Source organism: Aeromicrobium senzhongii (assembly GCF_014334735.1).
GTDB lineage: Bacteria > Actinomycetota > Actinomycetes > Propionibacteriales > Nocardioidaceae > Aeromicrobium > Aeromicrobium senzhongii.
The window spans coordinates 2,792,019-2,814,457 of the sequence record NZ_CP060587.1 but is presented as its reverse complement, the minus strand read 5'-3'; the positions used below and the strand labels follow the sequence as shown (position 1 = coordinate 2,814,457).

The 22,439-nt window shown below is 71.5% G+C and carries 20 protein-coding genes and 1 pseudogene; 15 read left to right on the top strand and 6 right to left on the bottom strand.

The genetic code is table 11. The features are described 5' to 3' along the window. The first annotated feature begins 50 nt into the window (after positions 1-50). Both H9L21_RS13835 and H9L21_RS13830 read left to right on the top strand, forming a co-directional pair. The gene (locus H9L21_RS13835; RefSeq protein WP_154596426.1) at positions 51-578 is read left to right on the top strand and encodes a hypothetical protein; all 528 of its coding nucleotides are present in this window, start codon (positions 51-53) and stop codon (positions 576-578) included. Beyond that, positions 572-1,516 carry a hypothetical protein gene (locus tag H9L21_RS13830; protein WP_154596427.1) on the top strand — a complete coding sequence of 315 codons (945 nt, stop codon included), beginning with the start codon at positions 572-574 and terminating at the stop codon, positions 1,514-1,516. The genes H9L21_RS13835 and H9L21_RS13830 overlap by 7 nt, the downstream gene beginning before the upstream one ends. A 29-nt stretch (positions 1,517-1,545) precedes the next feature. On the opposite strand, the gene H9L21_RS13825 is transcribed toward H9L21_RS13830, so the two are convergent. Further along, positions 1,546-3,069 (bottom strand): AMP-binding protein, encoded by a 1,524-nt coding sequence (locus H9L21_RS13825; protein WP_154596428.1) that lies wholly within the window; start codon positions 3,067-3,069, stop codon positions 1,546-1,548. Between the two features lie 141 nt (positions 3,070-3,210). Between H9L21_RS13825 and mmuM the strand changes: the two genes are divergently transcribed. Both mmuM and H9L21_RS13815 read left to right on the top strand, forming a co-directional pair. Beyond that, positions 3,211-4,068 carry a homocysteine S-methyltransferase gene (gene mmuM / locus H9L21_RS13820; RefSeq protein WP_187411581.1) on the top strand — a complete coding sequence of 286 codons (858 nt, stop codon included), beginning with the start codon at positions 3,211-3,213 and terminating at the stop codon, positions 4,066-4,068. 9 nt (positions 4,069-4,077) lie between these two features. Further along, the gene (locus tag H9L21_RS13815; protein WP_154596429.1) at positions 4,078-4,698 is read left to right on the top strand and encodes a PaaI family thioesterase; all 621 of its coding nucleotides are present in this window, start codon (positions 4,078-4,080) and stop codon (positions 4,696-4,698) included. Positions 4,699-4,702: 4 nt separating this feature from the next. Here H9L21_RS13815 and H9L21_RS13810 read toward each other — a convergent pair whose 3' ends face one another. Next, positions 4,703-5,554, bottom strand: a complete 852-nt coding sequence (locus H9L21_RS13810) for a 3-hydroxybutyryl-CoA dehydrogenase (protein ID WP_187411991.1) — start codon at positions 5,552-5,554, stop codon at positions 4,703-4,705. Between the two features lie 104 nt (positions 5,555-5,658). Here H9L21_RS13810 and H9L21_RS13805 point away from each other — a divergent pair, with 104 nt between their 5' ends. The 3 genes from H9L21_RS13805 to H9L21_RS13795 all read left to right on the top strand — a co-directional run bounded on the left by H9L21_RS13805 (position 5,659) and on the right by H9L21_RS13795 (position 12,408). Further along, positions 5,659-6,048, top strand: a complete 390-nt coding sequence (locus H9L21_RS13805) for a hypothetical protein (RefSeq protein WP_154596430.1) — start codon at positions 5,659-5,661, stop codon at positions 6,046-6,048. 113 nt (positions 6,049-6,161) lie between these two features. Further along, on the top strand, positions 6,162-8,999 hold the full coding sequence (locus tag H9L21_RS13800; RefSeq protein ID WP_187411580.1) for a bifunctional metallophosphatase/5'-nucleotidase: 2,838 nt from the start codon (positions 6,162-6,164) through the stop codon (positions 8,997-8,999). A gap of 73 nt (positions 9,000-9,072) precedes the next feature. Beyond that, positions 9,073-12,408 (top strand): ExeM/NucH family extracellular endonuclease, encoded by a 3,336-nt coding sequence (locus tag H9L21_RS13795; protein WP_154596432.1) that lies wholly within the window; start codon positions 9,073-9,075, stop codon positions 12,406-12,408. 52 nt (positions 12,409-12,460) lie between these two features. On the opposite strand, the gene H9L21_RS13790 is transcribed toward H9L21_RS13795, so the two are convergent. Then, complete coding sequence (locus H9L21_RS13790; RefSeq protein ID WP_154596433.1) at positions 12,461-13,303, bottom strand: class I SAM-dependent methyltransferase; 843 nt, start codon at positions 13,301-13,303, stop codon at positions 12,461-12,463. 146 nt (positions 13,304-13,449) lie between these two features. On the opposite strand from H9L21_RS13790, the gene H9L21_RS13785 reads away from it, so the two are divergent. Continuing rightward, complete coding sequence (locus H9L21_RS13785; protein ID WP_154596434.1) at positions 13,450-14,118, top strand: winged helix-turn-helix transcriptional regulator; 669 nt, start codon at positions 13,450-13,452, stop codon at positions 14,116-14,118. On the opposite strand, the gene H9L21_RS13780 is transcribed toward H9L21_RS13785, so the two are convergent. Both H9L21_RS13780 and H9L21_RS13775 read right to left on the bottom strand, forming a co-directional pair. Further along, a complete protein-coding gene (locus tag H9L21_RS13780; RefSeq protein WP_154596435.1) occupies positions 14,105-14,596 on the bottom strand; it encodes a SixA phosphatase family protein in 492 nt (163 codons plus the stop codon). The genes H9L21_RS13785 and H9L21_RS13780 overlap by 14 nt on opposite strands. A gap of 32 nt (positions 14,597-14,628) precedes the next feature. Further along, positions 14,629-15,996, bottom strand: a complete 1,368-nt coding sequence (locus tag H9L21_RS13775; protein WP_154596436.1) for an FAD-dependent oxidoreductase — start codon at positions 15,994-15,996, stop codon at positions 14,629-14,631. A gap of 144 nt (positions 15,997-16,140) precedes the next feature. Here H9L21_RS13775 and H9L21_RS13770 point away from each other — a divergent pair, with 144 nt between their 5' ends. After that, the gene (locus tag H9L21_RS13770) at positions 16,141-16,605 is read left to right on the top strand and encodes a VOC family protein (RefSeq protein WP_154596437.1); all 465 of its coding nucleotides are present in this window, start codon (positions 16,141-16,143) and stop codon (positions 16,603-16,605) included. A gap of 158 nt (positions 16,606-16,763) precedes the next feature. Here H9L21_RS13770 and H9L21_RS15625 read toward each other — a convergent pair. After that, positions 16,764-16,994: pseudogene (locus tag H9L21_RS15625) on the bottom strand (maleylpyruvate isomerase N-terminal domain-containing protein); the annotation flags it as partial. Positions 16,995-17,181: 187 nt separating this feature from the next. Here H9L21_RS15625 and H9L21_RS13760 point away from each other — a divergent pair. From H9L21_RS13760 to H9L21_RS13735, 6 genes are read left to right on the top strand one after another with little or no spacing between them, the layout of a single operon-like run. Next, a complete protein-coding gene (locus H9L21_RS13760) occupies positions 17,182-17,658 on the top strand; it encodes an FMN-binding protein (protein WP_154596438.1) in 477 nt (158 codons plus the stop codon). Between the two features lie 7 nt (positions 17,659-17,665). After that, a complete protein-coding gene (locus tag H9L21_RS13755) occupies positions 17,666-18,499 on the top strand; it encodes an FAD:protein FMN transferase (protein ID WP_154596439.1) in 834 nt (277 codons plus the stop codon). Further along, positions 18,496-19,974 (top strand): ferredoxin--NADP reductase, encoded by a 1,479-nt coding sequence (locus tag H9L21_RS13750; protein ID WP_154596440.1) that lies wholly within the window; start codon positions 18,496-18,498, stop codon positions 19,972-19,974. Before H9L21_RS13755 ends, H9L21_RS13750 begins: the two co-directional genes overlap by 4 nt. A 39-nt stretch (positions 19,975-20,013) precedes the next feature. Beyond that, a complete protein-coding gene (locus H9L21_RS13745) occupies positions 20,014-20,427 on the top strand; it encodes an OsmC family protein (RefSeq protein WP_154596441.1) in 414 nt (137 codons plus the stop codon). Between the two features lie 55 nt (positions 20,428-20,482). Then, positions 20,483-21,733, top strand: coding sequence for a glycosyltransferase family 4 protein (locus H9L21_RS13740; protein WP_187411579.1), 1,251 nt, complete (start codon positions 20,483-20,485; stop codon positions 21,731-21,733). Then, entirely contained in the window at positions 21,720-22,433 is a 714-nt protein-coding gene (locus H9L21_RS13735) for a class I SAM-dependent methyltransferase (RefSeq protein WP_154596443.1), read from the top strand. Before H9L21_RS13740 ends, H9L21_RS13735 begins: the two co-directional genes overlap by 14 nt. The last annotated feature ends 6 nt before the right edge of the window (positions 22,434-22,439 follow it).

Here is a 22,439-nt window from a genome sequence, read left to right as displayed (position 1 = left end):
AGGGTGGTGGCCATTCGGTCGGCACGAGGGGAGCGACGGTGGCGATATCCATGCGATTCGTGGGATATTTGGGGGCGCTGATGCTGGCGTTCCCCCTGTTGTCAGCGTGCGGGGAGGGCGACGCCGTCGACCCTGAGGCGACCGCCTCGGCCCCGCCCTCGCTCGACGCCGACGGGTACACCACCGAGCAGCGTGAGGCGCTCGACCTGGTCGACGCGTTCCTGGTCGCGGCGTACGACCGCGGCACCCAGCCGATCGCCGAGACCTCCCGGGACCTGGTCACGGACGAGTTCGGCGCCGACCTGATCAAGACCAACAAGGCGCAGGTGGAGGACGCCGGCCTGAAGTGGCTGGGCCCCTACACCTTCGAGCCCTCGGAGGTCGAGATCGAGGGCGACGAGGCCGCGGTCAGCGGCTGCCTCGACCTCACGGCGATGTTCCTGGTGCCGCGGAGTGCGAAGGCGGCCGGTCCGGGCTCCACGAACGTCGGGGAGGTGCTGCCCGCCACCTATCGGCTCGAGAAGTCCGGCGGCCGGTGGTTGTTGAGCGGATATGACGATGCGGAGACGCCATGCTGATCCACGTGCGACGTGCCATCGTCGCGATCGCGGTGGGGGCGCTCGCGTTCGCCGGCGCGCTGGTCGCGATGTCGTCGAGCGCCACGGCCGCGGCGCCGACGTGCGTCCCACCGGCCGTCGTGAAATGGGTGGGAGTCAGTCAGTACGTGTGCGTCATCCCGGCCGACGAGCCCTCGCCGGGCGCGACGACTCCCGGTGGTGAGGACTCATCAGGCCCGGGTGCGCCCTCGTGTGACCTGGCGGCGGCGCCCGCCCCGTCGGGCCTGGTGGCCGAGCACCTCCTCGAGGGGCCGTACTGCCTCGGGACGCGCTTCTGCGTCACCACCGATCTGATCGTGCCGCTCGCGTTGCCCGACGGCGAGCCGCCGAACGAGGACTCCGAGGAGCGGTACCGGTGGTGCTCGACCGGCGGTGCGTACCAGCTGGAGTCGAGCTGGTGGACCGGCGAGAACGAGCCGCCCTCGCTGCTCGAACGTGCGCTGAGCGCCATCGGCCAGATCGACCTGGCCACGCCGACGCTGAGCACGAGTCCCACCGGCCGCACGCTGGTCACCCTCGACACCTGGTTCTGGGCCTCGGGCGCCTCGACGTCGGCCACCGGGTCGGCCTTCGACCTCGTCGCCACGGCCACCTTCGCGTCGATGAGCGTCGATCCGGGCGACGGATCGGGAGCGTTCTCGTGCCCCCTGACCACCACCCGCGCGGCGGCCGAGAGCGACTGCCGGCACGCGTACCGGCGGGCATCGCTCGGCGGCAGCACCTCGGTCGAGGGGCGGCCGGCCTACAGCGCCTCGGTCCGGCTCGTGTACGACCTGTCGTTCACCGTCGGCGGCACGCCCGTCGTCGTACCCGGCGCGCCCACGACGCTCGAGGCGCCGGTGGCATCGGCGCCGATCCGGGTCGATGAGGTGCAGTCGATCGTGACCGAGGTCGACTGACCGGCCGGGGCGCGCGCCCCGGCCGACGGTCAGTTGACGAGGCGGTCGCGGCCCTCCCAGTACTCGGCGCGCAGCTTGAACTTCTGCAGCTTGCCGGTGGCGGTGCGGGCCAGCTCCTCGCGGAACTCGACGCGCTTGGGCACCTTGTACCCGGCGAGGAGCTCGCGGGTGTGGCTGCGCAACTCGTCCTCGGTCACGTCGCCGTCGACGACCACCAGGGCCATCACCAGCTCGCCCCACTTGTCGTCGGGCACGCCGATGACGGCGACCTCGCGCACGGCCGGGTGGGACGCCAGGGCGTCCTCGACCTCGATGGACGAGACGTTCTCGCCGCCCGAGACGATGACGTCCTTCTTGCGGTCGGCGATCGTGACGTACCCGTCCTCGTAGGTGCCGCCGTCGCCGGTGTGGAACCACCCGTCGGCCAGGGCCTCCTGCGTGGCCTCGGGGTTCTCCCAGTACGACTCCAGCACGGTGTTGCTGCGCGCCAGGATCTCGCCGTGGTCGTCCACCATGATCCGGGTGCCGATGGTGGGGGCGCCGGCGCGCGACAGCAGGCGTGCCTGCTCCTGCGGCTCGTAGTCCTCCCACTCCTCGCGCATCCGGCTCATCGTCAGCAGCGGCGAGGTCTCGGTGAGGCCGTAGATCTGGATGAACTCCCAGCCCAGCTCCTCGCGGACGCGCTGGATGGTGCGGGTCGGCGGCGGGGCGCCCGCGACGATGCAGCGCACGCGGTCACGGCCGGTGTCGCCGGTCCAGTCCGGGAGGGCGTCGAGCACCGCGGTCAGGACGGCCGGCGCGCAGGCCAGGACGGTGACGCCGTGCTCCTCGATGCGGCGCAGGATCTCGGCGCCGTCGATCTGGCGCTGCACGACCTGCTTGACGCCGACGCCGGTGGCCGCGTAGAGCAGGCCCCACCCGTCGCAGTGGAACATCGGCAGCGTGTGCAGGTAGACGTCGCGGTCGGTCAGCGTGGCGTGCCAGCCGAAGGTGGTGGCGTTGACCCACCGCGCGCGGTGGGTCTGCTGGACGCCCTTGGGACGCGCGGTCGTGCCCGAGGTGTAGTTGATCGTGGCGGTGGCGTTCTCGTCCGGTTCCCACTCGGCCGGCTCGGCCCGGGATGCCCAGATCTTGTCGTCGTCGCGACCCAGCACGAACACGTGCTTCGCGGTCGAGCAGGACGCGGCGAGGTGCTCCAGCTCGGGGTCGAGCATGACGACCTCGGCACCGCAGTGCTCGACGATGTAGGCGACCTCGGCCGGCGCCAACCGGAAGTTGACCGGCACGAAGATCCGGCCCCAGTTGGCGACGCCGTAGAACGAGGCCAGCAGCCGGGCCGCGTTGTGCGAGATCATCGCGACGCGCGCGCCCTGGGGGACGCCGAGCTCGTCGAGGGTCGCGGCCTGGCTGCGCGCCCGCGCGTACAGCTGGGCGTAGGTGACCTCCCCCCACGAGTCCGCGACCTGGTTCGGCTCGTCGACCACGGCGACGCGGTCGGGGTAGACGGTGCGGGCGCGGTCGAGGAAGTCGCGCAGGGTCAGCGGGACGATCATGGTGCCTCCGGCGTGCGGTGTCGGTGAGCGCGTGGGTCACGTCACGGTGCCATTGTGGCGACTCCGCGGGTCCGTGTGCACGTCGGGCCCGGGCGCATCGGTGAGCGGTGGACGCCACCGGCCGAACGGCATACTGGCGGCGTGCACATCCTCGATGGTGGCCTCTCGAACGCGCTCGAGGAGCGTGGCCACGACCTGTCCGGCGGCGAGTGGACGGCTCGCGTGCTGCGCGCCGAGCCCGACGCGATCGTCGCCGTGCACCGCGACTACTTCGCCGCGGGTGCGGACGTCGCGACGACCGCCAGCTACCAGAGCCGCGACCCCGGACTGATCCGGCTGAGCGTCGACCTGGCCCGCGAGGCGACCGACGGGGTCCCCGGCCGTCTGGTCGCCGGCTCGGTGGGACCGTTCGGGGCCCTGCTCGCGGACGGTTCGGAGTACCGGGGCCGGTACGGGGTGCCGGTGTCGGCGCTCGAGTACTTCCACCGGCCGCGCATCGAGGCGCTGCTGGCGGCCGCGCCCGATCTGCTGGCGGTCGAGACCATTCCCGACACCGACGAGGCCGAGGTCCTCGTGCGACTGCTGGCCGAGTACGACCACCCCGCATGGCTGTCCTACTCGATCGACGGCGACCGGACGTGTGCCGGCCAGCGTCTGGAGGAGGCCTTCGCGCTGGCGGCGCAGGTCGACTCCGTCGTCGCGATCGGGGTGAACTGCTGTGCGCCGGTCGACGTGCTGCCCGCCCTGCAGCTGGCCGCCGCCACGGGCAAGGCGGGCGTCGCCTACCCGAACGCGGGCGAGGTGTGGGACGCCGAGACCCAGCAGTGGCTCGGCACGGCCACCTACGACGTCTCGCTGGTGCCGCGATGGATCCGGGCCGGCGCCGCGTGGATCGGTGGCTGCTGCCGGGTGGGGCCCGCCGCGATCGGCCGCATCGCCGAGCAGGTCCGGTCCGTCCGGGAGACAGGTGGCGCCGGCCCGGCGGAGGCTGCTCGGTAGCCTCGGCCCGTGAGCTGGGAAGAGATGTTCCGCGGCGACTTCGCCGCCGACGACGTCCGCGCCTACGGCGAGCTGATCGAGAACCTGCACGACGTGCAGAACGCGCTGGCTGCCCTGAGCATGGACCGCGAGGCGATCGACGGCCTCGCGGCCGACCTCGCCGTGTGGCGTGACCGCCTCGAGAAGAGCACCACCGACGAGCAGCACCAGGTCAACGGCCGGGTCGCCGAGCTGCCGGTGCGAGGGCACGCGATGCTGCCCGAGCTGCTGGTCACCTCACGCACGACCGAGCGCGTCGAGGGCACGGTCCGCTTCGGCCGCTGGTTCATGGGCGGCGGCATGGCGGTGCACGGCGGCGCGGTCAGCCTGCTGTTCGACGAGGTGCTGGGCATCCTGGCGTCGCTGGCGGCCGGCGGCATCACCCGCACGGCGTACCTGCACACCGACTACCGGGCGCTGACCCCGATCGACACCGAGCTGCAGGCCGCCGCCTGGATCGACCGCGTCGAGGGCCGCAAGTGGTTCGTCCGCGGCGAGATCCGCCACGGCGACACCGTGTGCGCCGAGGGCGAGGGCCTGTTCCTGCGGCTGCTTCCCGAGCAGGGGCTCGGGAAGCGCACCACGGACTAGGGACTCAGGGGTAGGGGTAGAAGCCCTGACCGGACTTCTTGCCCATCAGGCCGGCGTCGACCATGCGGTCGAGCAGCGGCGGAGGGGAGTAGAGCGGCTCCTTGAACTCCTCGTACATCGACTCGCCGATGGCCTTGATCGTGTCGAGGCCGATGAGGTCGGCCAGCGCGAGCGGGCCCATGGGGTGGCCGCAGCCGAGCACCATGCCGTTGTCGATGTCCTTCGCCGAGGCGTAGCCCGCCTCGTACATCCGGATGGCCGATAGCAGGTACGGCACCAGCAGCGAGTTCACGATGAAGCCGGCGCGGTCGGTGGCGTCGATCGGCTGCTTGCCGAGCGTCTCGGACACGTAGGACCGCATCCGGTCGAGCGTCTTGTCCGACGTCGTCAGCGAGGGGATCAGCTCGACCAGCTTCATGACGGGCGCCGGGTTGAAGAAGTGGACGCCCATGACGCGGTCCGCGCGCCCCGAGGCGGCGCCGAGCTTCACGATCGGGATCGACGAGGTGTTGGAGGCCAAGATGGCGTCCGGGTCCTGCAGGATGCGGCCGATCCGGGTGAAGAGGTCGAGCTTGATCGACTCCTTCTCGCTGGCCGCCTCGACGACCAGCTGGCGGTCGGCCAGGTCGTTCAGGTCGGTCGACACGACGATGGCGTCGAGCGCCGCGTCGCGGTCCTGCTCGGACAGCTTGCCGCGATCGACGGCCCGCTGCAGCGAGGCGCGGACGCGGTCACGCGCCGCCTCTGCGGCGTCCTCGGACACCTCGATCAGGACGACCGAGATGCCGGCGCGGGCATTGACCTCCGCGATTCCGGAGCCCATGAGGCCACCGCCGACGACTCCGATGCGTTCGATGGTCACGCGACCTCCCAGAAGATGATGAATCCCTCACTTTCGATGTTATCGGCCGCCGGGTGAGCCTCCGCGGGCGGCATCGGCGGGCGTGATGGGATGGCCCCATGCGTGCGTGGATCTCGGTGCTGCTCGTCCTGGCCCTCGCGGGGTGTGGCGGAAGTGACGATGCGCCGACCCCGGAAGCGGGCTCGACGGCGGCCAGCTCCACCGGTGTCGCCTCGCAGGCGGCCGGCACGATCGATCCGTTGGCGATCACCTCGTTCACCTGCCGCAAGGTCGCCGGCGGGGCCTGGAAGGTCAAGGGGACGGTGCAGAACTCGGGCCAGAAGGTGCGCGACTACCGGCTGACGGTCTTCATCGGCCAGCAGACCGGGCCCGCTCGGACGGTTGACCTGGACAAGGTCAAGGCCGGCTCCAGCGTGCCGTTCGCGCTCGATCCGATCGTGGCCGCGCCCGACGGCCCGTGCCGCATGCAGGCTGCCGTCGTGCACTGAGCGACTGTTCCTCGGCTCTTAATCGAACTGTCATCGCCGGTCGGCGTTCTTGGGGGTTTCTCAGGGTTACGGTGTGCGCACCGGTTCTCCTGCGAAGCAAAGGACAGATGATCGTGAAGTCCCGTCGTTCCCTCTCGGTCGTCGCGATCGGTGCGCTGCTGAGCGCCCCGATCCTGGCGGCACCCTCGGCCCACGCGGCCGATCCCGTCGACATCACCCTCGTCGACATCAACGACTTCCACGGTCGTATCGACGCGAACACCACCAAGTTCGCCACGACCCTCGAGCAGATCCGCCGGAGCGCCGGTGAGGCCAACACGCTGTTCCTGTCCGTCGGTGACAACATCGGCGCCTCGCCCTTCGCCTCGGCGACGCAGCAGGACGAGCCGACGATCGACGTGCTGAACGCGCTCGACCTCGACGTCTCGGCCGTCGGCAACCACGAGTTCGACCGTGGCTTCGCCGACCTGACCGGCCGCGTCAAGGACCGTGCGGACTTCTCCTACCTCGGCGCGAACGTGCGGCTGAAGGCCGACGGCTCCGCCGCGCTGCCCGCGTCCGACACCTTCACGGTGGGCGGCCTCAAGCTCGCGGTCATCGGTGCGGTCACGCAGGAGACGCCGACGCTCGTGACGCCGACCGGGATCAGCACCCTGACGTTCACCGACCCGGTCGACGCCGTCAACGACGAGGTGGACCGCCTCGAGGCGCTGCCCGAGGCCGACCGGCCCGATGTCATCGTCGCGGCGTACCACGAGGGCGCCGGTGCGGGCACGCCCGACGGATCGTCGCTCGCGCAGGAGCTGGCCCATGGCGGCGCCTTCGCCGACATCGTCAACAACACCGATGCCTCGGTCGACGCGATCTTCACCGGCCACACCCACAAGGCCTACGCCTGGGACGCCCCGATCCCCGGCGGGTCCGGGACCCGTCCGGTGATCCAGACCGGCAGCTACGGCGAGAACGTCGGCAAGGTCACCCTGTCCGTCGATCCCGACACGGGCGCCGTCGCCTCGAGCACCGTCGCGAACGTGCCCCGTGTGGGCACCGCCGACGAGTCGCTCCCGCGCGTCGCCGCCGTGAAGAAGGTCGTGGACGACGCGCTCGAGCACGCCACCGCCATCGGCAACGAGAAGGTCGGCGACATCACCGCCGACATCACGCGCGCGTTCAGTGGCGGCAGCTTCGTGGACGGCACGTACACGGGCGGCATGACCGACGACCGCGCCAGTGAGTCGACCCTCGGCAACCTCGTGCCCGACGCCATGCTGGCCCAGTCCAAGGGCACCAACGCCCCCGCCGACCTGGCCATCAACAACCCCGGCGGCCTGCGCAACTCCGAGCTCTTCTACGCGGGCAACACGTCCACCGGCGGACCGAACAACACCGACGGCGTCGTCACCTTCGCCGAGGCGAACTCGATCCTGCCGTTCACGAACAACCTCTACACCGTCACGCTCACGGGCGCGTCGCTGAAGAAGGTGTTCGAGCAGCAGTGGCAGCGCAACGCCGACGGCAGCGTCCCCAGCCGCCCGTACCTGCAGCTGGGCGTCTCGGACAACGTCCGCTACACCTACGACGCCACCCGGCCCGAGGGCCAGCGCGTCACGAGCGTCTGGATCGACGACCAGCCGATCGACCCGGCGAAGTCCTACCGGGTCATCGCCCCGTCCTTCCTGGCCACCGGCGGCGACAACTTCCGCGCCCTCACCGAGGGCACGTGGGTCGACACCGGCGTCGTGGACTACGAGGGCTGGATCGAGTACCTGGGCGCCAAGTCCCCGATCACGCCGGACTTCGGTCGCCGCGCGGTCGCGGTCACGGGTCTGCAGGACGAGTACACGGCCGGCGACACCGTCCGGTTCTCGCTGCCGAAGCTCGACCTGACGTCACTGGGCAGCCCGGCCAACACGTCGGTCAGTGCGACGCTCGAGTACGGCGACGGCACGACGAAGAACCTCGGCACCCAGGCCGTCGCCAACGGCGCCAGCGGGACGTTCGAGTTCACGTTGCCGCGCGGCGCCCACGCGAGCCCGGTCATCCGGGCGACCGCGTCGCCGAGCGGAACGGTCGCGACCATCCCGCTCTCGGTCGACGCGCTGGCCGAGGCCACCACGACGACCCGGGCCACGGCGCCCGCGAGCGTCTCCAAGGGCGATCGGTTCGACGTCGACGTGACGGTGGAGTCCTCGGACGCACTCGCGCCCGAGGGTCGGGTCGTCGTCAAGGACGGCGCCACGACGGTGGGCTCGGCGACGCTGGCGAACGGCGCGGCCACGGTCGAGGTCGACGCGTCCGCGCTGCGGGTCGGCCCTCGCCGGCTCACGGTCGAGTACGCCGGCGAGCCTCGCCTCGGCGCTTCGTCCACGACCGTGTCGGTCACCGTGTTCAAGGCCGAGACCCCGTTCTCGGCCCAGGGCTCGACGACCCCGTACGGCACGGCCCCGCGGATCACGCTGACGGCGGCCCCGGGCACGACCGGCATCGTCTACGTGGCCAACCAGCTGGGCATGACGGTCGGTACGGCGTTCCTGTCCGACGGCAAGGGCACGTTCCGCTTCGGCGGCACGGCGCTCAAGCCGGGCACGTACCGCTACGGCCTGTTCTTCAACGGCAGCAGCTCGTACGAGCCGGCTGACGCCACGGCGACCGTCACGGTCAGCAAGGCCGACGTCAGGCTCCGCGCCGCCGTGGCCAAGAAGATCACGGCCGGCAAGCGCGCGACCCTGAAGGCTCGCGTCACCGCGCCGGGCTTCAAGCCCGGTGGCACGGTCATCGTCAAGCGCGGCTCGAAGGTCGTGGGCAAGGCCACCGTCAAGAACGGCGTCGCGCGGGTCAAGCTGGCCAAGCTCAGCCGCGGCCGCACGACGCTGACCGTCCACTACAAGGGCGGTGCCGTGGCCAAGAACACCAAGACCTCCGTGAAGACCACGGTCGTCAAGAAGAAGTGAGAGAACCCGGGGCGGTCTGCACGCAGACCGCCTCGGGTCCACTCCGGCAGCATCCATCTCGAGGGGAACACCGATGTCTCGTCCTGTCCTGCGTGGTCTGACCGCGCTTGCTCTCGCCGCCGGCACCGCCGCGGCGGTGCCGACCACCGCGCACGCCGCGCCCGACGGGTCCGGGCTCGTCATCAACGAGGTCTACCTCAACGGCGGCTCCACCGGCGCCACGTACAAGAACAAGTTCGTGGAGCTGTACAACCCCACGGACTCCGACATCAGCGTCAACGGCTGGTCGGTGCAGTACCGGGCGTACAACCAGACCGCCAACTTCTCGGCCACGATCCCGCTGGGCGACCACCACGTCGAGCCGGGCGGAACCCTGCTGGTGAGCGGCAACGCGAACGCCGCGAACGGCCTCGACCTGCCGACGCCGGACGTGACCAGCAGCGTCGCCTTCTCGGGCAACGCCAACGGCGGGACCATCGCCCTGGTGAAGTCCGAGACGCCGCTCACGGGCGACCTGGCCACCGTCCGCGCGAACGCGGCGCTGGCCGACCTGATCGGCTACGGCGCCTCGAACACCTTCGAAGGTGCGGTCAAGACCGGCGGATACACCGTGACGCAGTCCGTCACCCGAGCGGCCGGCGCCGACACCGACACCAACGCGACCGACTTCTCCGCCGGAGCACCCTCGCCGGTTCCGTGCGGCACCGCCTGTGACGGGCCCGGTGACGCCGGTCCCCAGGAGCCCGAGCCCACGCCGACCGTCACGATCGCCGACATCCAGGGCACCGGCACGACCAGTCCGCGGGTGGGCCAGACCGTCACCACGACGGGTGTCGTCACGGCGCTCTACGCCTCCGGCGGCTTCAACGGCGCGTACGTGCAGACGCCCGGCACGGGCGGCTCGGCCGGACCGGCGTCCCACGGCCTGTTCGTCTACGGCTCGTCGTTCGCCGGGGCCGTCCAGCTCGGTGACACGGTCGACGTCACCGGCGCCGTGTCGGAGTTCAACGGACTGACCCAGCTGACCGCCGCCTCGTGGCAGGACGCCGCCGTCGAGGGCACCGTCACGCCCACGCCGGCGCAGTTCCCGCTGGCCGAGGAGCAGCGCGAGGCGCTCGAGGGCATGCTCGTCGACGCGACGGACGGCACCTTCACGCTGACCAACAACTTCGGAACGAACACCTACGGCGAGCTCGGTCTGGCCGCGGGGGACACGGTCCTGCCGCAGCCGACCAACGAGGTCCGCCCGCGCACGGGTGCCTACGACGCGCTCGTGGCGCGCAACGCCGCGCGGCTCATCACCCTCGACGACGGCAAGAGCATCAATTTCACGTCGGGCGCCAACCGTGCCGTGCCCGTCCCGTGGCTGACCGCGGGCAACGAGGTCCGCACCGGCGCCTCCGTCACGATCGACGACGTGCTGGTCATGGACTACCGCAACAACACGTGGAAGCTGCAGCCCACCGAGCCGTTCGCGGCCGGCGACGAGTCCGCCTCGATCGATCCGACCAGCACGCGCGACGCGAAGCCGAAGGACGTCGGGGGCGCGGTCACGCTGGCCTCGTTCAACGTCCTGAACTACTTCACGACCACGGGCGAGGACTGGGTGTCCTCGGGCCGCGGCACGTGCACCTGGTACTCGGATCGCGACGGCGAGCGCATCACCGTGAACAGCTGCACGAACAACGGCCCGCGCGGTGCCGCGAACGACGCGAGCCTGGTGCGGCAGCAGGCCAAGATCGTCCAGGCGATCACGACGCTCGACGCCGACGTGGTCTCGTTGGAGGAGATCGAGGACACCGGCTCGCTCGGCGGCGCCGACCGCGACGAGGCCCTGAAGACGCTCGTCGCGGCGCTCAACGCCGAGGCCGGCACCGACCGGTGGGCCCCGGTGTTGTCGCCGGCGACGATCCCCACGACGGGGCGCGACGTCATCCGCACCGCGTTCATCTACCAGCGCGACGTCGTCGAGGCGGTCGGCCCGTCGACGATCCTCGACTCTCCCGCGTTCGAGAGCGCTCGCGCCCCGCTGGCCCAGGAGTTCCGCCCGGTCGACGGTGATGCGGGCCAGGACTTCCTGGCGATCGTCAACCACTTCAAGTCCAAGGGCTCGGGCGAGGGCGCGGACGCCGACCAGGGCGACGGCCAGGGCGCGTCCAACCGCGCGCGGGTGCGCCAGGCCGAGGCGCTCGTCGACTTCGTCGCCTCGCTGGAGGAGCGGAGCGACACCGACCGGGTGTTCCTGCTGGGCGACTTCAACTCGTACGCCAAGGAGGATCCGCTGGCGATCATCGAGGACGCCGGGTTCGTCAACGTCGAGCAGCGCCTGACCGACGAGGAGACCTACCAGTTCGACGGGATGCACGGCTCGCTCGACCACGTCTTCGCGTCGACCGCGGCCTTCAGCGGCGTCACCGGCGCCGACGTGTGGACGATCAACGCGCCGGAGTCCATCGCTCGCGAGTACAGCCGGTTCAACAACAACGTGACGAACCTGTTCGACGCGTCGTCGCCGTTCCGGGCCAGCGATCACGATCCGGTGATCGTCGGCTTCGATCCCGGCACGGCCGCCGAGGTCGCCACGACGACGACGGCGAGCGTCCCCTCCTCGGTGTGGGCGGACGAGCCGTTCGACGTCACCGTCGCGGTCGGCTCGGCCACGGGTTCGCCTCGCGGCACGGTCACCGTGTCGTCGGGCGGCAAGGTCCTCGGCTCGGCCGCCGTCGCCGACGGCAGCGCGACGGTCAGGATCCCGGCGGACTCGCTGCGCGCGGGTCGGCGGGTGCTCGACGTGGCCTTCGCGGGCGAGAGTCGTTACGCCGACTCCGCCGGCACGGTCGCCGTCGAGGTGCGTGCCGAGTCCACGCTGACGGCGCAGGCGGCTCGTGGCACGTACGGGAAGCCGACCACCATCACGGTGACGGGCGCTCCGGGCGCGAGCGGTTCGACGTACGCCACCGTGGGCGGGCGCATCGTCGCCTCGGCACTGATGATCGACGGCCGGGCGATCCTGCGCGTGCCCGGCACCGCCCTGCGGCCCGGCACCACGCCGGTCACGGTCTTCTACGGCGGCAACGCCAGCGTCGACCCGAGTCACACGACCGTCCGGGTCACCGTCGCGAAGGCGACGGCGTCCCTCTCGGCCCAGGTCCTGAAGGGCAAGGTGACGACGAAGACGCGGGCCAAGGTGCGGGTCGTGGTCCGGACCTCCGGCTTCACCGAGACCTCGGGCAAGGTGCGGATCTACCGCGGCACGAAGCTGCTCGGGTCCGGCTCGGTGAAGAACGGCAAGGCCACGGTCACCCTGCCGAGGCTGACGTCGAAGGGGACCATCCGGCTGAAGGCGAAGTTCAGCGGCACGTCGCTGACCTCGCCGGCCACCCGCGCCTTCACGGTGCGCGTGCGCTGATCGAACGTTCGAAGGCCGGCCCTCGGATCGCGGGGCCGGCCTTCGACCGTCCTCAGACCACCTCGCCGGTCATCAGCAGGTACTCCCACTGCATCGCGAACCCGTCGGGTCCGGCCGTCCCCTCGCGGTCGCCGAGGGCCGCCAGGTCGCGGTCGAGGTCGGCAGTCCGCTCCGGATCGCCGGAGTGGGCCGCATAGGCGGCGATCGTGGGGCCGTAGTGGGCGGCGAAGTAGTCACGGAAGCCGGCGCCGTCGTCGAAGTGGTCGACCGGCAGGACGCGGCGCTCCACCCGCCACCGGTCGACCCGGTCGCCGAACAGCCCGCGGACGTGGTCCTCCGTCCCCCACAGCGGGGGAGGCGAGACGCCCGGAGGCGGCGCGGGCACGTACGGCCTCATGGTCGCGAAGAGCCGGCCGATGGTCCCCTCGGGCGTCCACGACACGACCCCGATCCGCCCGCCCGGCCGACAGGTGCGGACCAGCTCGTCCGCCGCCTGCTGATGATGGGGCGCGAACATGACCCCGATGGCGGACAGGACCACGTCGAAGGCGGCGTCGCCGTAGGGCAGCGCCTCGGCGTCGGCGACGTCCCAGGTCAGGTCCTCGTCGGGATGCTCGGCTCGACCGGCCTCGAGGAGCTCGGGGGTGAGGTCCGAGGCCGTGACGGTCGCGCCGCGACCGGCGGCGCGGACCGCGGCGCTGCCCGTGCCGGCGGCGACGTCGAGGACGCGCTCGCCCGCCCCGACGTCGAGTGCGTCGACGAGTACGCCGCCCAGCGGCGACACGATCTCGCGGGCGACGCGCGGGTAGTCGCCCAGCGCCCACATGCGCCGGTGTCGGGCCTTCAGGTCGTCGAGGGGCGCCGAGTCGGCGCCCGTGGTGTCGGTGGTGCTCATGGTCTTCTTCCTCCGTGTCGGGGTCCTGCCTCCCAGACTCGGTCGCGGACCGGTGGCCCGACCAGTTCTGTTTCTGTACCACCCGGCCGGACGATGGCGCCGGTCGGCGAGGAGGGCGCACGATGGTCGGAACGAAGGAGAGTCCCATGGCGACGTCCTACGGCCAGTTCTGTCCCCTCGCGAAGGCGATGGAGATCCTCGACGAGCGATGGACGATCCTGATCGTCCGTGAGCTGCTGCTCGGCAGCACCCGGTTCAACGAGCTGCGACGCGGCGTCCCGCGGATGTCTCCGGCGCTGCTGTCCAAGCGGCTGCAGGCACTGGAGCGGCACGGGCTCGTCGACCACGAGGACGGCGCCTACCGGCTGACGGAGTGCGGGCGGGACCTGCACGCCGCGGTGATGAGCCTGGGCGTCTGGGGACTGCGGTGGATCGAGGACTTCGGCGACGAGGACCTCGACCCGCACCTGCTGATGTGGGACGTCCGGCGCACGATCGGGGCGGCGTGGCCGGCGGGGCGCACCTGCGTGGCCGTCGAGTTCACCGATCTGCGGCGGGCCGGACGCTGGTGGCTCGTGGTGACCGACGGGACCGTCGACGTCTGCGACTACGACCCCGGCTTCGACGTGACCGCGACGGTGCGCACCACGCTGCGGACCCTGACGCGGGTCTGGCGCGGCGACGTCTCGTGGGAGCAGGCGATCCGGGCGGAGCGGGTCGCGATCGATGCTCCGCGCGACGTGCGTGCCGAGGTCCCCGGCTGGTTCGGCCGGTCCGTGCTGGCCGCCGCGCGGGACGAGGTCAGTGCGTCGTGACGACGTCGGTGAGCCGGGCCGTGCCGACGTCCAGGTCGGACCACGGCCCGTCGACCTCCAGCACGGCAATGGCCGCGGTGGGGAAGCCGGCGCGCACGCGGTCGACCACGGCCGGGTCGGAGGCGTCGTTCGCCAGCCGGGCGGCGAGTCCGGGGGTGCCCGGGGCGTGGCCGATCAGCAGCACCGTCGAGGCGGCGTCGTCGACGGACCGGACGGCGTCCAGCAGGCTGCCCGTCCAGCCCTCGTAGATCTCGTCGAGGAACCGGGTCGGCGCCTGCAGGCCTGTGGCGTCGAGCGTCTCGCGGGTGCGCACCGCACTGGAGCACAGCACCGCGTCGACGGTGCCGACGTGCTCACGGATCCAGTCGCCCGCGCGCGCCGCCTCGTGCCGGCCGACGTCGGCCAGCGGACGCTCGAAGTCCTCGAGCCCGTCGCCGAACGAGGCCTTGGCGTGGCGCATCAGCAGCAGTCGGCTCATGTCGCGAGTCTAGGAGCGCGATGCTCCCGGGGTCAGCCGCGCGCGATGGAGACCATCTCGTCGCGGGGGACGACCTTCTTGCGCTCGCGCGGGTGGGCGTCGTTCGCGCCGAGGCTCTCCTCGTGGGCGTCGAGCCTCTCCCAGCCCTCCCACGTCGTGTACTCGACGCCGCGGCTGTCGAGGTGACGATCGAACGCCTCGCGCTCGGAGACCTCCGGGGCGGGCAGCTTCGGCAGGTCCTCGACCAGCATCTTGATGGTCTGGGCCGCGTCCGACTTCGTGTGGCCGATGAGGCCGACCGGGCCGCGCTTGATCCAGCCGGTCGCGTAGACGCCCTCGATCGGGGTGCCGTCGATGTCGAGCACGTGGCCACCGTCGTTGGGCAGGACGCCGGTGTTGGCGTCGAACGGCAGGCCGGGCAGGTTGTCGGAGTAGTAGCCGATCGCCCGGTAGACGGCCTGGACGGGCCAGTCCTTGAACTGGCCGGTGCCGCGGACGTTGCCGGTGCCGTCGAGCTCGGTGATCTCGGTGCGCAGGCCCACGACCTTGCCGTCCTCGCCGAGGATCTCGACCGGGTTCTGGCAGAAGTGGATGTGGATGCGGTGCGGGGCGCCCGAGGGCTCCTTGGCGAGGTAGTCGCCCAGGACCTTGACGACGAGCTTCTGGCTCTTCGCGGCGGCGAGCGCCTCCATCGAGCCGTGGTCGAACTCGTAGCCCTCGGGGTGCACGACGACGTCGATCGTGGGGGAGTGGCTGAGCTCGCGCAGCTCCATCGGGGTGAACTTGACCTGGGCCGGGCCGCGGCGCGCGAACACGTGCACGTCGGTCGTGACGTTCTTCTTCAGACCCTCGTACACGTTGTCGGGGATCTCGGTGACGAGCAGCTCGTCGGCGGTCTTGGCCAGGATGCGGGCCACGTCCAGGCCCACGTTGCCGACGCCGAGGACGGCAACCTGCTTGGCGTGGGGCTGGAAGTCCCACTCGCGGGGGGCGTCCGGGTGGCCGTCGTACCAGTAGACGAAGTCGGCCGCGCCGTACGAGCCGTCGAGGTCGACGCCCGGGATCTGCAGGTCGCGGTCACGGCGCGCGCCCGTGGCGAACACGACGGCGTCGTAGAACCCCTTGAGGTCCTCGAGCTTGATGTCGGTGCCGAAGTTGACGTTGCCGAAGAAGCGGATGTCGTCGTTGGCCATCACGCGCTTGAGCGCCTTGATGATCTCCTTGATCCGCGGGTGGTCCGGCGCCACGCCGTAGCGGATCAGACCGAAGGGGGTCGGGTCCCGATCGAGGATGTCGACAGTGACGTCGAGACCCTCGGTCTTCGTGAGGATGTCGGCGGCGTACACGCCCGCGGGCCCGGCGCCGACGACGGCGACGCGTACCTTCCTGTCCACAGTCATGAGGCAAGCCTAAGACTCTCGGCCCAACGGTTCGGCACCCGACCGCCATCTGGACGGGGTGCACCGTCGGCCGGGACCGGGCGGTGGCGGGGGAGTGCTGGGCGGGTGCAGGGTGGAGGCAGGTCCCACGAGACGGAGTCCCTCATGAGCCTCGACGTCCAGATCACCTTCGACGCCCAGGACGCACCGGCGCTGGCCGACTTCTGGGCGGCCGCCCTGGGCTACGTCGTGCCGGGCCCTCCCGGGGTCACGCTCGAGCCCGGCGCCGACCCGTGGCCGGCCTGGGACGCCTTCCTCGAGCGTGTCGGTGTCCCGGTGGAGCAACGGCGGTCCAAGGCCGCGATCGAGGACCCGCAGGGCCGGGGTCCGCGCGTGTTCTTCCAACAGGTGCCCGAGGACAAGGTGGCCAAGAACCGGGTCCACCTCGACGTGCGGGCGGCGCCGCCCGAGCTCGAGGGCGACGCGCGGATGGAGGCGCTCGAATCGGCCGCCGAGGAGCTCGTCGCGCGGGGCGCGACGCGGGTGGAGCGGTTCGCGCCCGATCCGCCGCTCGAGGTCGGCTTCGTGGTGATGCGCGATCCCGAGGGCAATGAGTTCTGTCTCGGCTGACGCTGTCCGCGCGGCTCAGGCGGGACGGCGCAGGTCGGGCCCGGGCCGATCCCGCCCCGCGAGGGACCGCCACCGGGCGGCGCCCAGTGGGCCATGGTGTCGCTGCGCAGTCCTGCGACCAGGGTGTCCATCGGCAGCTGCCCGTCGCGTAGCGCGATGGTGTCGGAGAGGGTCTGGAAGTCGTGGCCGACCGCAGCGAGCTCACGTTGGAAGGCTGCGGCGTCGTAGCGATCGGCCATCGTCAGGTGGGCCAGCACGGCTCGCACCGGCCAGCCCGCGCAGAGGGAGGGCGCGTCACCGACGTCCGCCGGCTGCGCTGCGAGGGCGTCGGCGAGCGCGTTGAGCTGCGGGCCCACGAGGGGTTGGATCGAGTCGTCCTGCTGGGTCATGACGCGCCTTCTCTCCGATCTCCCGAGCATGCTCCGGGCCCGCGATCGTGACAAGGGCCCGCGAGCCTGAGAAGTCGCTGTGCGTCCGGCCGCCAGTCGGGGCTCAGCCTCGAAATCGGCGAGCGGGTCAACTACGTTGGGCGCAGACGGTTGAACCAGAAACCATCACCCCCGAACGAGGAGCCGCATGACCCTGACGAAGCGCCGCGCCTACGCCGCACTCGCCGCATCCACCGCCCTGCTGACGCTCGCCGCCTGCGGCGATGACGACGGCGGCGAGCAGGACGCGGCTTCGAGCGCGACCCCGCCGGCGACGTCCGCGACCCCGTCGGAGCCCGCCGGCTCCGCTCCCGCCGGCGGCGCCTTCAGGCCCGGCGAGTACGAGGCGACCGGCACCTACACGTCGCCCGACGGGCAGACGCAGTCGATCGAGGTCGAGGTGGACCTGACCGCCGACGGCACCATCACCGACCTCGACGCCGACGGGCAGGCCGAGAGCGGCAACTCCGAGCAGTACCAGAAGAAGTTCGAGAGCGGGATCGACGCGCAGGTCGAGGGTCGCAAGATCACCGAGCTCGACGTCGACAAGGTCTCGGGCTCCTCGCTGACCAGCGGTGGCTTCAACGACGCCATCGAGCAGATCATCAGCCAGGCCAAGGCCTGAGCCGAGCATGACCTCCGAGTGGCGTTTCGACGCCATCGGAACCCCGTGGTCGATCGGGACCCCCGACCCGATCGCCTCCGGACAGCGAACCGCGATCACGGATCGGATCGAGACTTTCGACCGGACGTGGTCGCGGTTCCGCGCTGACGCGACCGTCCAGCGCCTGCGCACCGAGCGCTCGGTCGACCTGGGGCCCGATGCACCCGCGATCCTCGCGATCTACGACCGGCTGTTCACCCTGACCGCCGGCTCCGTCAGCCCGCTGGTCGGGGGTGCGCTCGAGCAGCTCGGCTACGGCGCGGGATACCGGCTGACGCCGCAGGGCGGGCCGGTGCGCGTTCCCTCGTGGGCGGACTGCGAGCTGGACGGGACGGTCCTGCGCGTGCCCGAGCCCGTCGTGCTCGACATCGGCGCGGTCGGCAAGGGCTGGCTCGCCGGTCAGGTGGCCGCGATGGTCGACCAGCCGTGCGTCGTCGACGCCAGCGGCGACCTGGTCAACCGGTCCGGCCGCACCCTGCGGGTCGCCCTCGAGGACCCCGACGACCCCACGCTGGCGATCGCGGTGGCCGAGGTTCCCGACGGTCAGGCCATCTGCGGCTCGGCCAGCAACCGGCGGCGCTGGGCCGACGATCTGCACCACGTCCTGGACGCCCGGTCGGGCCGCCCCACGCGCGAGGTCGTCGCCGCCTGGGCGGGCGGTCCGGACGCGGGGTGGGCCGACGGCCTCGCCAGCGCGGCCTTCTTCACCGCCGACCTGCCGGTCGCGGGACACTGGTGGGCCGCCCTCGACCGCGACCACCGCCTGGTGGCGCGGGGACTCCCCGGAGAGGTCTTCGCATGACGTTCCTGGATCGACAGCTCGGCCGGTTCACGATGTACCGGCTGGTCACCGTGGTGCTGCTGGTGCTGGCCGCCGTCGCGGTCGTCCAGGCCTCGCTCGGCGTGCTGGACCCCTCGATCTTCAGCGTCGGCGCGATGCTGCTGACCCTCGTCGTGATGGTGGTGTCCTCGGTGGTCGCGAACGTCGTGTTCGGCCGGTCCGTGGGCGTGCACCCGCATCTCGAGTCCTCCGTGGTGACCGCCCTCATCCTGTGGTTCCTGTTCTGGCCGTCGACCGACGCCGAGCAGTTGGGCTGGCTGGCGCTGGTCGCCGCGCTGGCGCAGGCCTCGAAGTACGCGTTCGCCTGGCGCGGCCGGCACGTCGTGAACCCGGCGGCGGCAGGCGTCGTGCTGACTCTCATGCTGGGCTGGGCCACCGGGTGGCCCGTGCCCTTCACTGGCTGGTGGGTCGGCAGCGAGTCGCTGTTCTGGTTCGTCCTCGTCGGTGCCCTCGTGGTGCTGTACCGAACCCGCCGGCTCGCGCTCGGGGCGATCTTCACCGTCATCGCCGCCGCGATCACCATCTGGTGGCAGCTCGGCATCGGTGCGGACATCGGCGACGCGGTGCGCTTCACCGCGTATTCGACGCCGATCGTCTTCTTCGCGGGCTTCATGCTGAGCGAGCCGTTGACGCTGCCGCCGCGCCAGCGCCAGCAGTGGGGCGTCGCGGCCCTGGCCGCCGTGCTGTTCACCTGGCCGCTGCTCACGTCGCGGCTGTTCGGCGAGCCGTGGACGGTCGAGCCGTTCACCAGCACGTACGAGCTCACGCTGGTCGTGACGGGTCTGGTCGCCCTGGTGCTGCGGCAGGGATCGCGATCGCTCGTGCTGCGGGAGCGGCGGCCGCTGTCCGGCGACGTCGTCGAGTACGTCTTCGACGCCGACCGTCCGTTGCACTTCGCGCCCGGCCAGTACGTCGAGGTCGACGTGCCGCACCGCGCCGACTCCCGTGGCCGCCGGCGCATGTTCAGCGTCCTGTCGGCCCCGGGTCCGGAGGTGGTGCTGGCGACGCGCCATCCCGAGCCGGGCTCGTCCTACAAGCGCGCCCTGGCCACGCTGCAGCCGGGCGACCGGGTGCGGGTCACGTCCGTCCACGGCGACTTCGTCTGGCCCGAGTCCGGGCCTGTCCTGCTGGTCGGCGCCGGAATCGGGGTCACCCCGTTCCTGAGCCAGCTCGCCGCGCATCGCGACCGCGACGTGGTCGTCGTGCTGGGCGAGCGGGACGACCAGCCGTACGTGGCCGAGCTCGAGACCGCCGGGGCTCGAGTCGTCCGGCTACCCGTCGACGAGGTCGACGGCCCGACGATCGCCGAGCACGTTCCCGACCTGGCCGACCGCACGGCCTTCGTCTCGGGCCGCCCCGACTTCGTCGACGCGGTCGCCCGCGGGCTGCGCGGCCGTGCCAAGCAGGTCCGGCGCGACGCCTTCCTCGGATACTGAGCCCTTGCCGTCGCGGACCCGGCGGAGGACGCTCGACGGATGAGGATCACCGCGACGGTCGAGAACGCGCCGGGGCGCCACGAGGTGTCGGTGACGACGGGGGAGCGGACGACTCCGCTGGACATCGCCGCCCGCGCTGAGGGCGGCTCGGCCGTCAACGGCGGCGAGTTGCTGGCGGCGGCGCTCGCGACCTGCTTCGTCAACGACCTGTACCGCGAGGCTGCGGCCCGCGGACTGCGCATCGACGGCGTGCGGGTGACCGTCGAGTCCGACTGGGGCGACCCCGGCGAGCCGGCCCTCCGGCTGGCCTACGCGGTCCACGTCGACTCCCCGGAGGACCGGGAGGTCGTCGACGCCCTCGTGCGCGAGACCGACCGCCTCGCGGAGGTGCACGGGACCGTCCGAGGCGGCATGGTCGTGGAGCTGGCCGACGTCCAGGTCGGCTCCCGCTGATGCCGACGGCGTGACGACCGGCACAATGGTTACCGACGAGTATCGAGGAGGCCGCGTGCGGATCGCACTGTTGTCGTACCGCAGCAAGCAGCACAGTGGCGGCCAAGGCGTCTACGTGCGCAATCTCAGCGCCGGACTGGCGGACCTCGGGCACGAGGTCACGATCTTCTCGGGCCAGCCGTACCCGGAGGACCTGCACCCCGCCGTGCGCCTGGAGAAGGTGCCGAGCCTGGACCTCTACCGCGACGACGACCCGTTCCGGACGCCGAAGCTGCGGGAGTTCCGCGACTGGATCGACGTCCTGGAATACCTGCAGATGCTCACGGCGGCATTCCCCGAGCCGCTCACCTTCAGCCTGCGGGCCCGTCGCCTCGACCTCTCGGGCTTCGACGTCGTGCACGACAACCAGTCCCTGGGCTTCGGACTGCTGCCGATCAACCGGCGCCAGCCCTTCCTGGCCACGATCCACCACCCGATCAGCCGCGACCGCGCGCTCGACATCGCCGCCGCCCCGCTGCGCAAGCAGGTGACGACGCGACGCTGGTACGCGTTCGTCCGGATGCAGGCGTTCGTCGCCCGGCGGATCCGCACGATCCTGGGCGTCTCCACCGCGTCGGCCGCCGACACCGTGGCCGACTTCGGCCTGCAGCCCGAGCAGATGACCGTCGTGCCGCTCGGCGTCGACACCGACCTGTTCAGCCCGCCCGCCGAGCGTGTGCCCAGGCGCCTCGTGGTGGTCGCCAGTGCCGACTCGCCGCTCAAGGGCCTCTCGCACTTCCTGGACGCGGCCGCCAAGCTCAGCACCGATCGCGCCATCGACGTCCAGCTGGTCTCGAACCTCGACCCCGAGGGCCCGGCGCACCAGCGCATCCACCACGGCGATCTCGCCGGCATCGTCACGGTGCACAGCGGGATCTCCGACGAGGAGCTCGCGGCGGTGATCTCGTCGGCCGAGGTCATGGTCGTCCCCTCGCTGTACGAGGGCTTCAGCCTGCCCGCCGTCGAGGCGATGTCCTGCGGCACGCCCCTGGTCGCCAGTGCCGCCGGCGCCCTGCCCGAGGTCGTGGGCGACGCCGGCGTGCTGGTCGAGCCCGGGGACGTCGAGCAGCTGGTCACCCAGATCGGCCGGCTGCTGGACGATCCCGCCGAGCGCGAGCGCCTGTCGGGGGTCGCGCGTCAGCGGGCGCTCGACCGCTTCAGCTGGATCGCCGTGGCCCGAGCCACCGCGCAGACCTATGAGAGGGTGATCGCCGATCACCGAGCTCGCCAGTACCGGGACGGAAGGAACCCCCATGCTGACCGTTGACTTCGACCGACTCCGAGTGGGGCGCGGCACGCGCTTCATCGACGTCGGCGCCGGTGCGGGCCGTCACTCGTACGAGGCGCTGCGCCGCGGGGCCCACGTCACCGCCTTCGACCTCGACGAGGTCGAGCTGAAGGGCGTCGAGAACATGTTCGGCGCGATGGAGCTCGAGGGCGAGGTCCCGCCGGGCGGCAGCGGCCAGGTCAAGGTCGGCAACATCCTCGAGATGCCCTACGAGGACGGCTCGTTCGACGTCGTGCTGGCGTCGGAGATCCTCGAGCACGTGCCCGAGGACGTGCAGGCGATCAGCGAGCTCGAGCGCATCCTCGCGCCCGGCGGCGTCCTGGCCGTCACGGTGCCCCGCTGGCTGCCCGAGCGGATCTGCTGGGCCCTGTCGGACGAGTACCACGCCAACGAGGGCGGGCACATCCGGATCTACAAGGCCGATGAGCTGCGCGCCAAGCTGGAGGCCACGGGCCTGCAGTTCCGCCACCAGCACCACGCCCACGCGCTGCACGCGCCGTACTGGTGGATCAAGTGCGCCGTCGGCGTCGGCCGTGAGCAGCACCCGCTCGTCCGCGGCTACCACCAGCTGCTCGTGTGGGACATGATGAAGGCGCCCCGGGCGACCCGGTGGGCCGAGCAGGCGCTCAACCCGCTGATCGGCAAGAGCGTCGCCCTGTACTTCCAGAAGCCGTTCTGATGTCGC

What these genes read in the sequence shown, in the direction of transcription:
- H9L21_RS13805 (WP_154596430.1), top strand. Translation starts at nt 5,659, where the DNA reads ATGCGTGCGTGGATCTCGGTGCTGCTCGTCCTGGCCCTCGCGGGGTGT.
- H9L21_RS13780 (WP_154596435.1), bottom strand. Translation starts at nt 14,596, where the DNA reads ATGAGCCGACTGCTGCTGATGCGCCACGCCAAGGCCTCGTTCGGCGAC.
- H9L21_RS13750 (WP_154596440.1), top strand. Translation starts at nt 18,496, where the DNA reads ATGACGTTCCTGGATCGACAGCTCGGCCGGTTCACGATGTACCGGCTG.
- H9L21_RS13775 (WP_154596436.1), bottom strand. Translation starts at nt 15,996, where the DNA reads ATGACTGTGGACAGGAAGGTACGCGTCGCCGTCGTCGGCGCCGGGCCC.
- H9L21_RS13785 (WP_154596434.1), top strand. Translation starts at nt 13,450, where the DNA reads ATGGCGACGTCCTACGGCCAGTTCTGTCCCCTCGCGAAGGCGATGGAG.
- H9L21_RS13745 (WP_154596441.1), top strand. Translation starts at nt 20,014, where the DNA reads ATGAGGATCACCGCGACGGTCGAGAACGCGCCGGGGCGCCACGAGGTG.
- H9L21_RS13735 (WP_154596443.1), top strand. Translation starts at nt 21,720, where the DNA reads ATGCTGACCGTTGACTTCGACCGACTCCGAGTGGGGCGCGGCACGCGC.
- H9L21_RS13830 (WP_154596427.1), top strand. Translation starts at nt 572, where the DNA reads ATGCTGATCCACGTGCGACGTGCCATCGTCGCGATCGCGGTGGGGGCG.
- H9L21_RS13770 (WP_154596437.1), top strand. Translation starts at nt 16,141, where the DNA reads ATGAGCCTCGACGTCCAGATCACCTTCGACGCCCAGGACGCACCGGCG.
- H9L21_RS13755 (WP_154596439.1), top strand. Translation starts at nt 17,666, where the DNA reads ATGACCTCCGAGTGGCGTTTCGACGCCATCGGAACCCCGTGGTCGATC.
- H9L21_RS13790 (WP_154596433.1), bottom strand. Translation starts at nt 13,303, where the DNA reads ATGAGCACCACCGACACCACGGGCGCCGACTCGGCGCCCCTCGACGAC.
- H9L21_RS13760 (WP_154596438.1), top strand. Translation starts at nt 17,182, where the DNA reads ATGACCCTGACGAAGCGCCGCGCCTACGCCGCACTCGCCGCATCCACC.
- H9L21_RS13795 (WP_154596432.1), top strand. Translation starts at nt 9,073, where the DNA reads ATGTCTCGTCCTGTCCTGCGTGGTCTGACCGCGCTTGCTCTCGCCGCC.
- H9L21_RS13835 (WP_154596426.1), top strand. Translation starts at nt 51, where the DNA reads ATGCGATTCGTGGGATATTTGGGGGCGCTGATGCTGGCGTTCCCCCTG.
- H9L21_RS13825 (WP_154596428.1), bottom strand. Translation starts at nt 3,069, where the DNA reads ATGATCGTCCCGCTGACCCTGCGCGACTTCCTCGACCGCGCCCGCACC.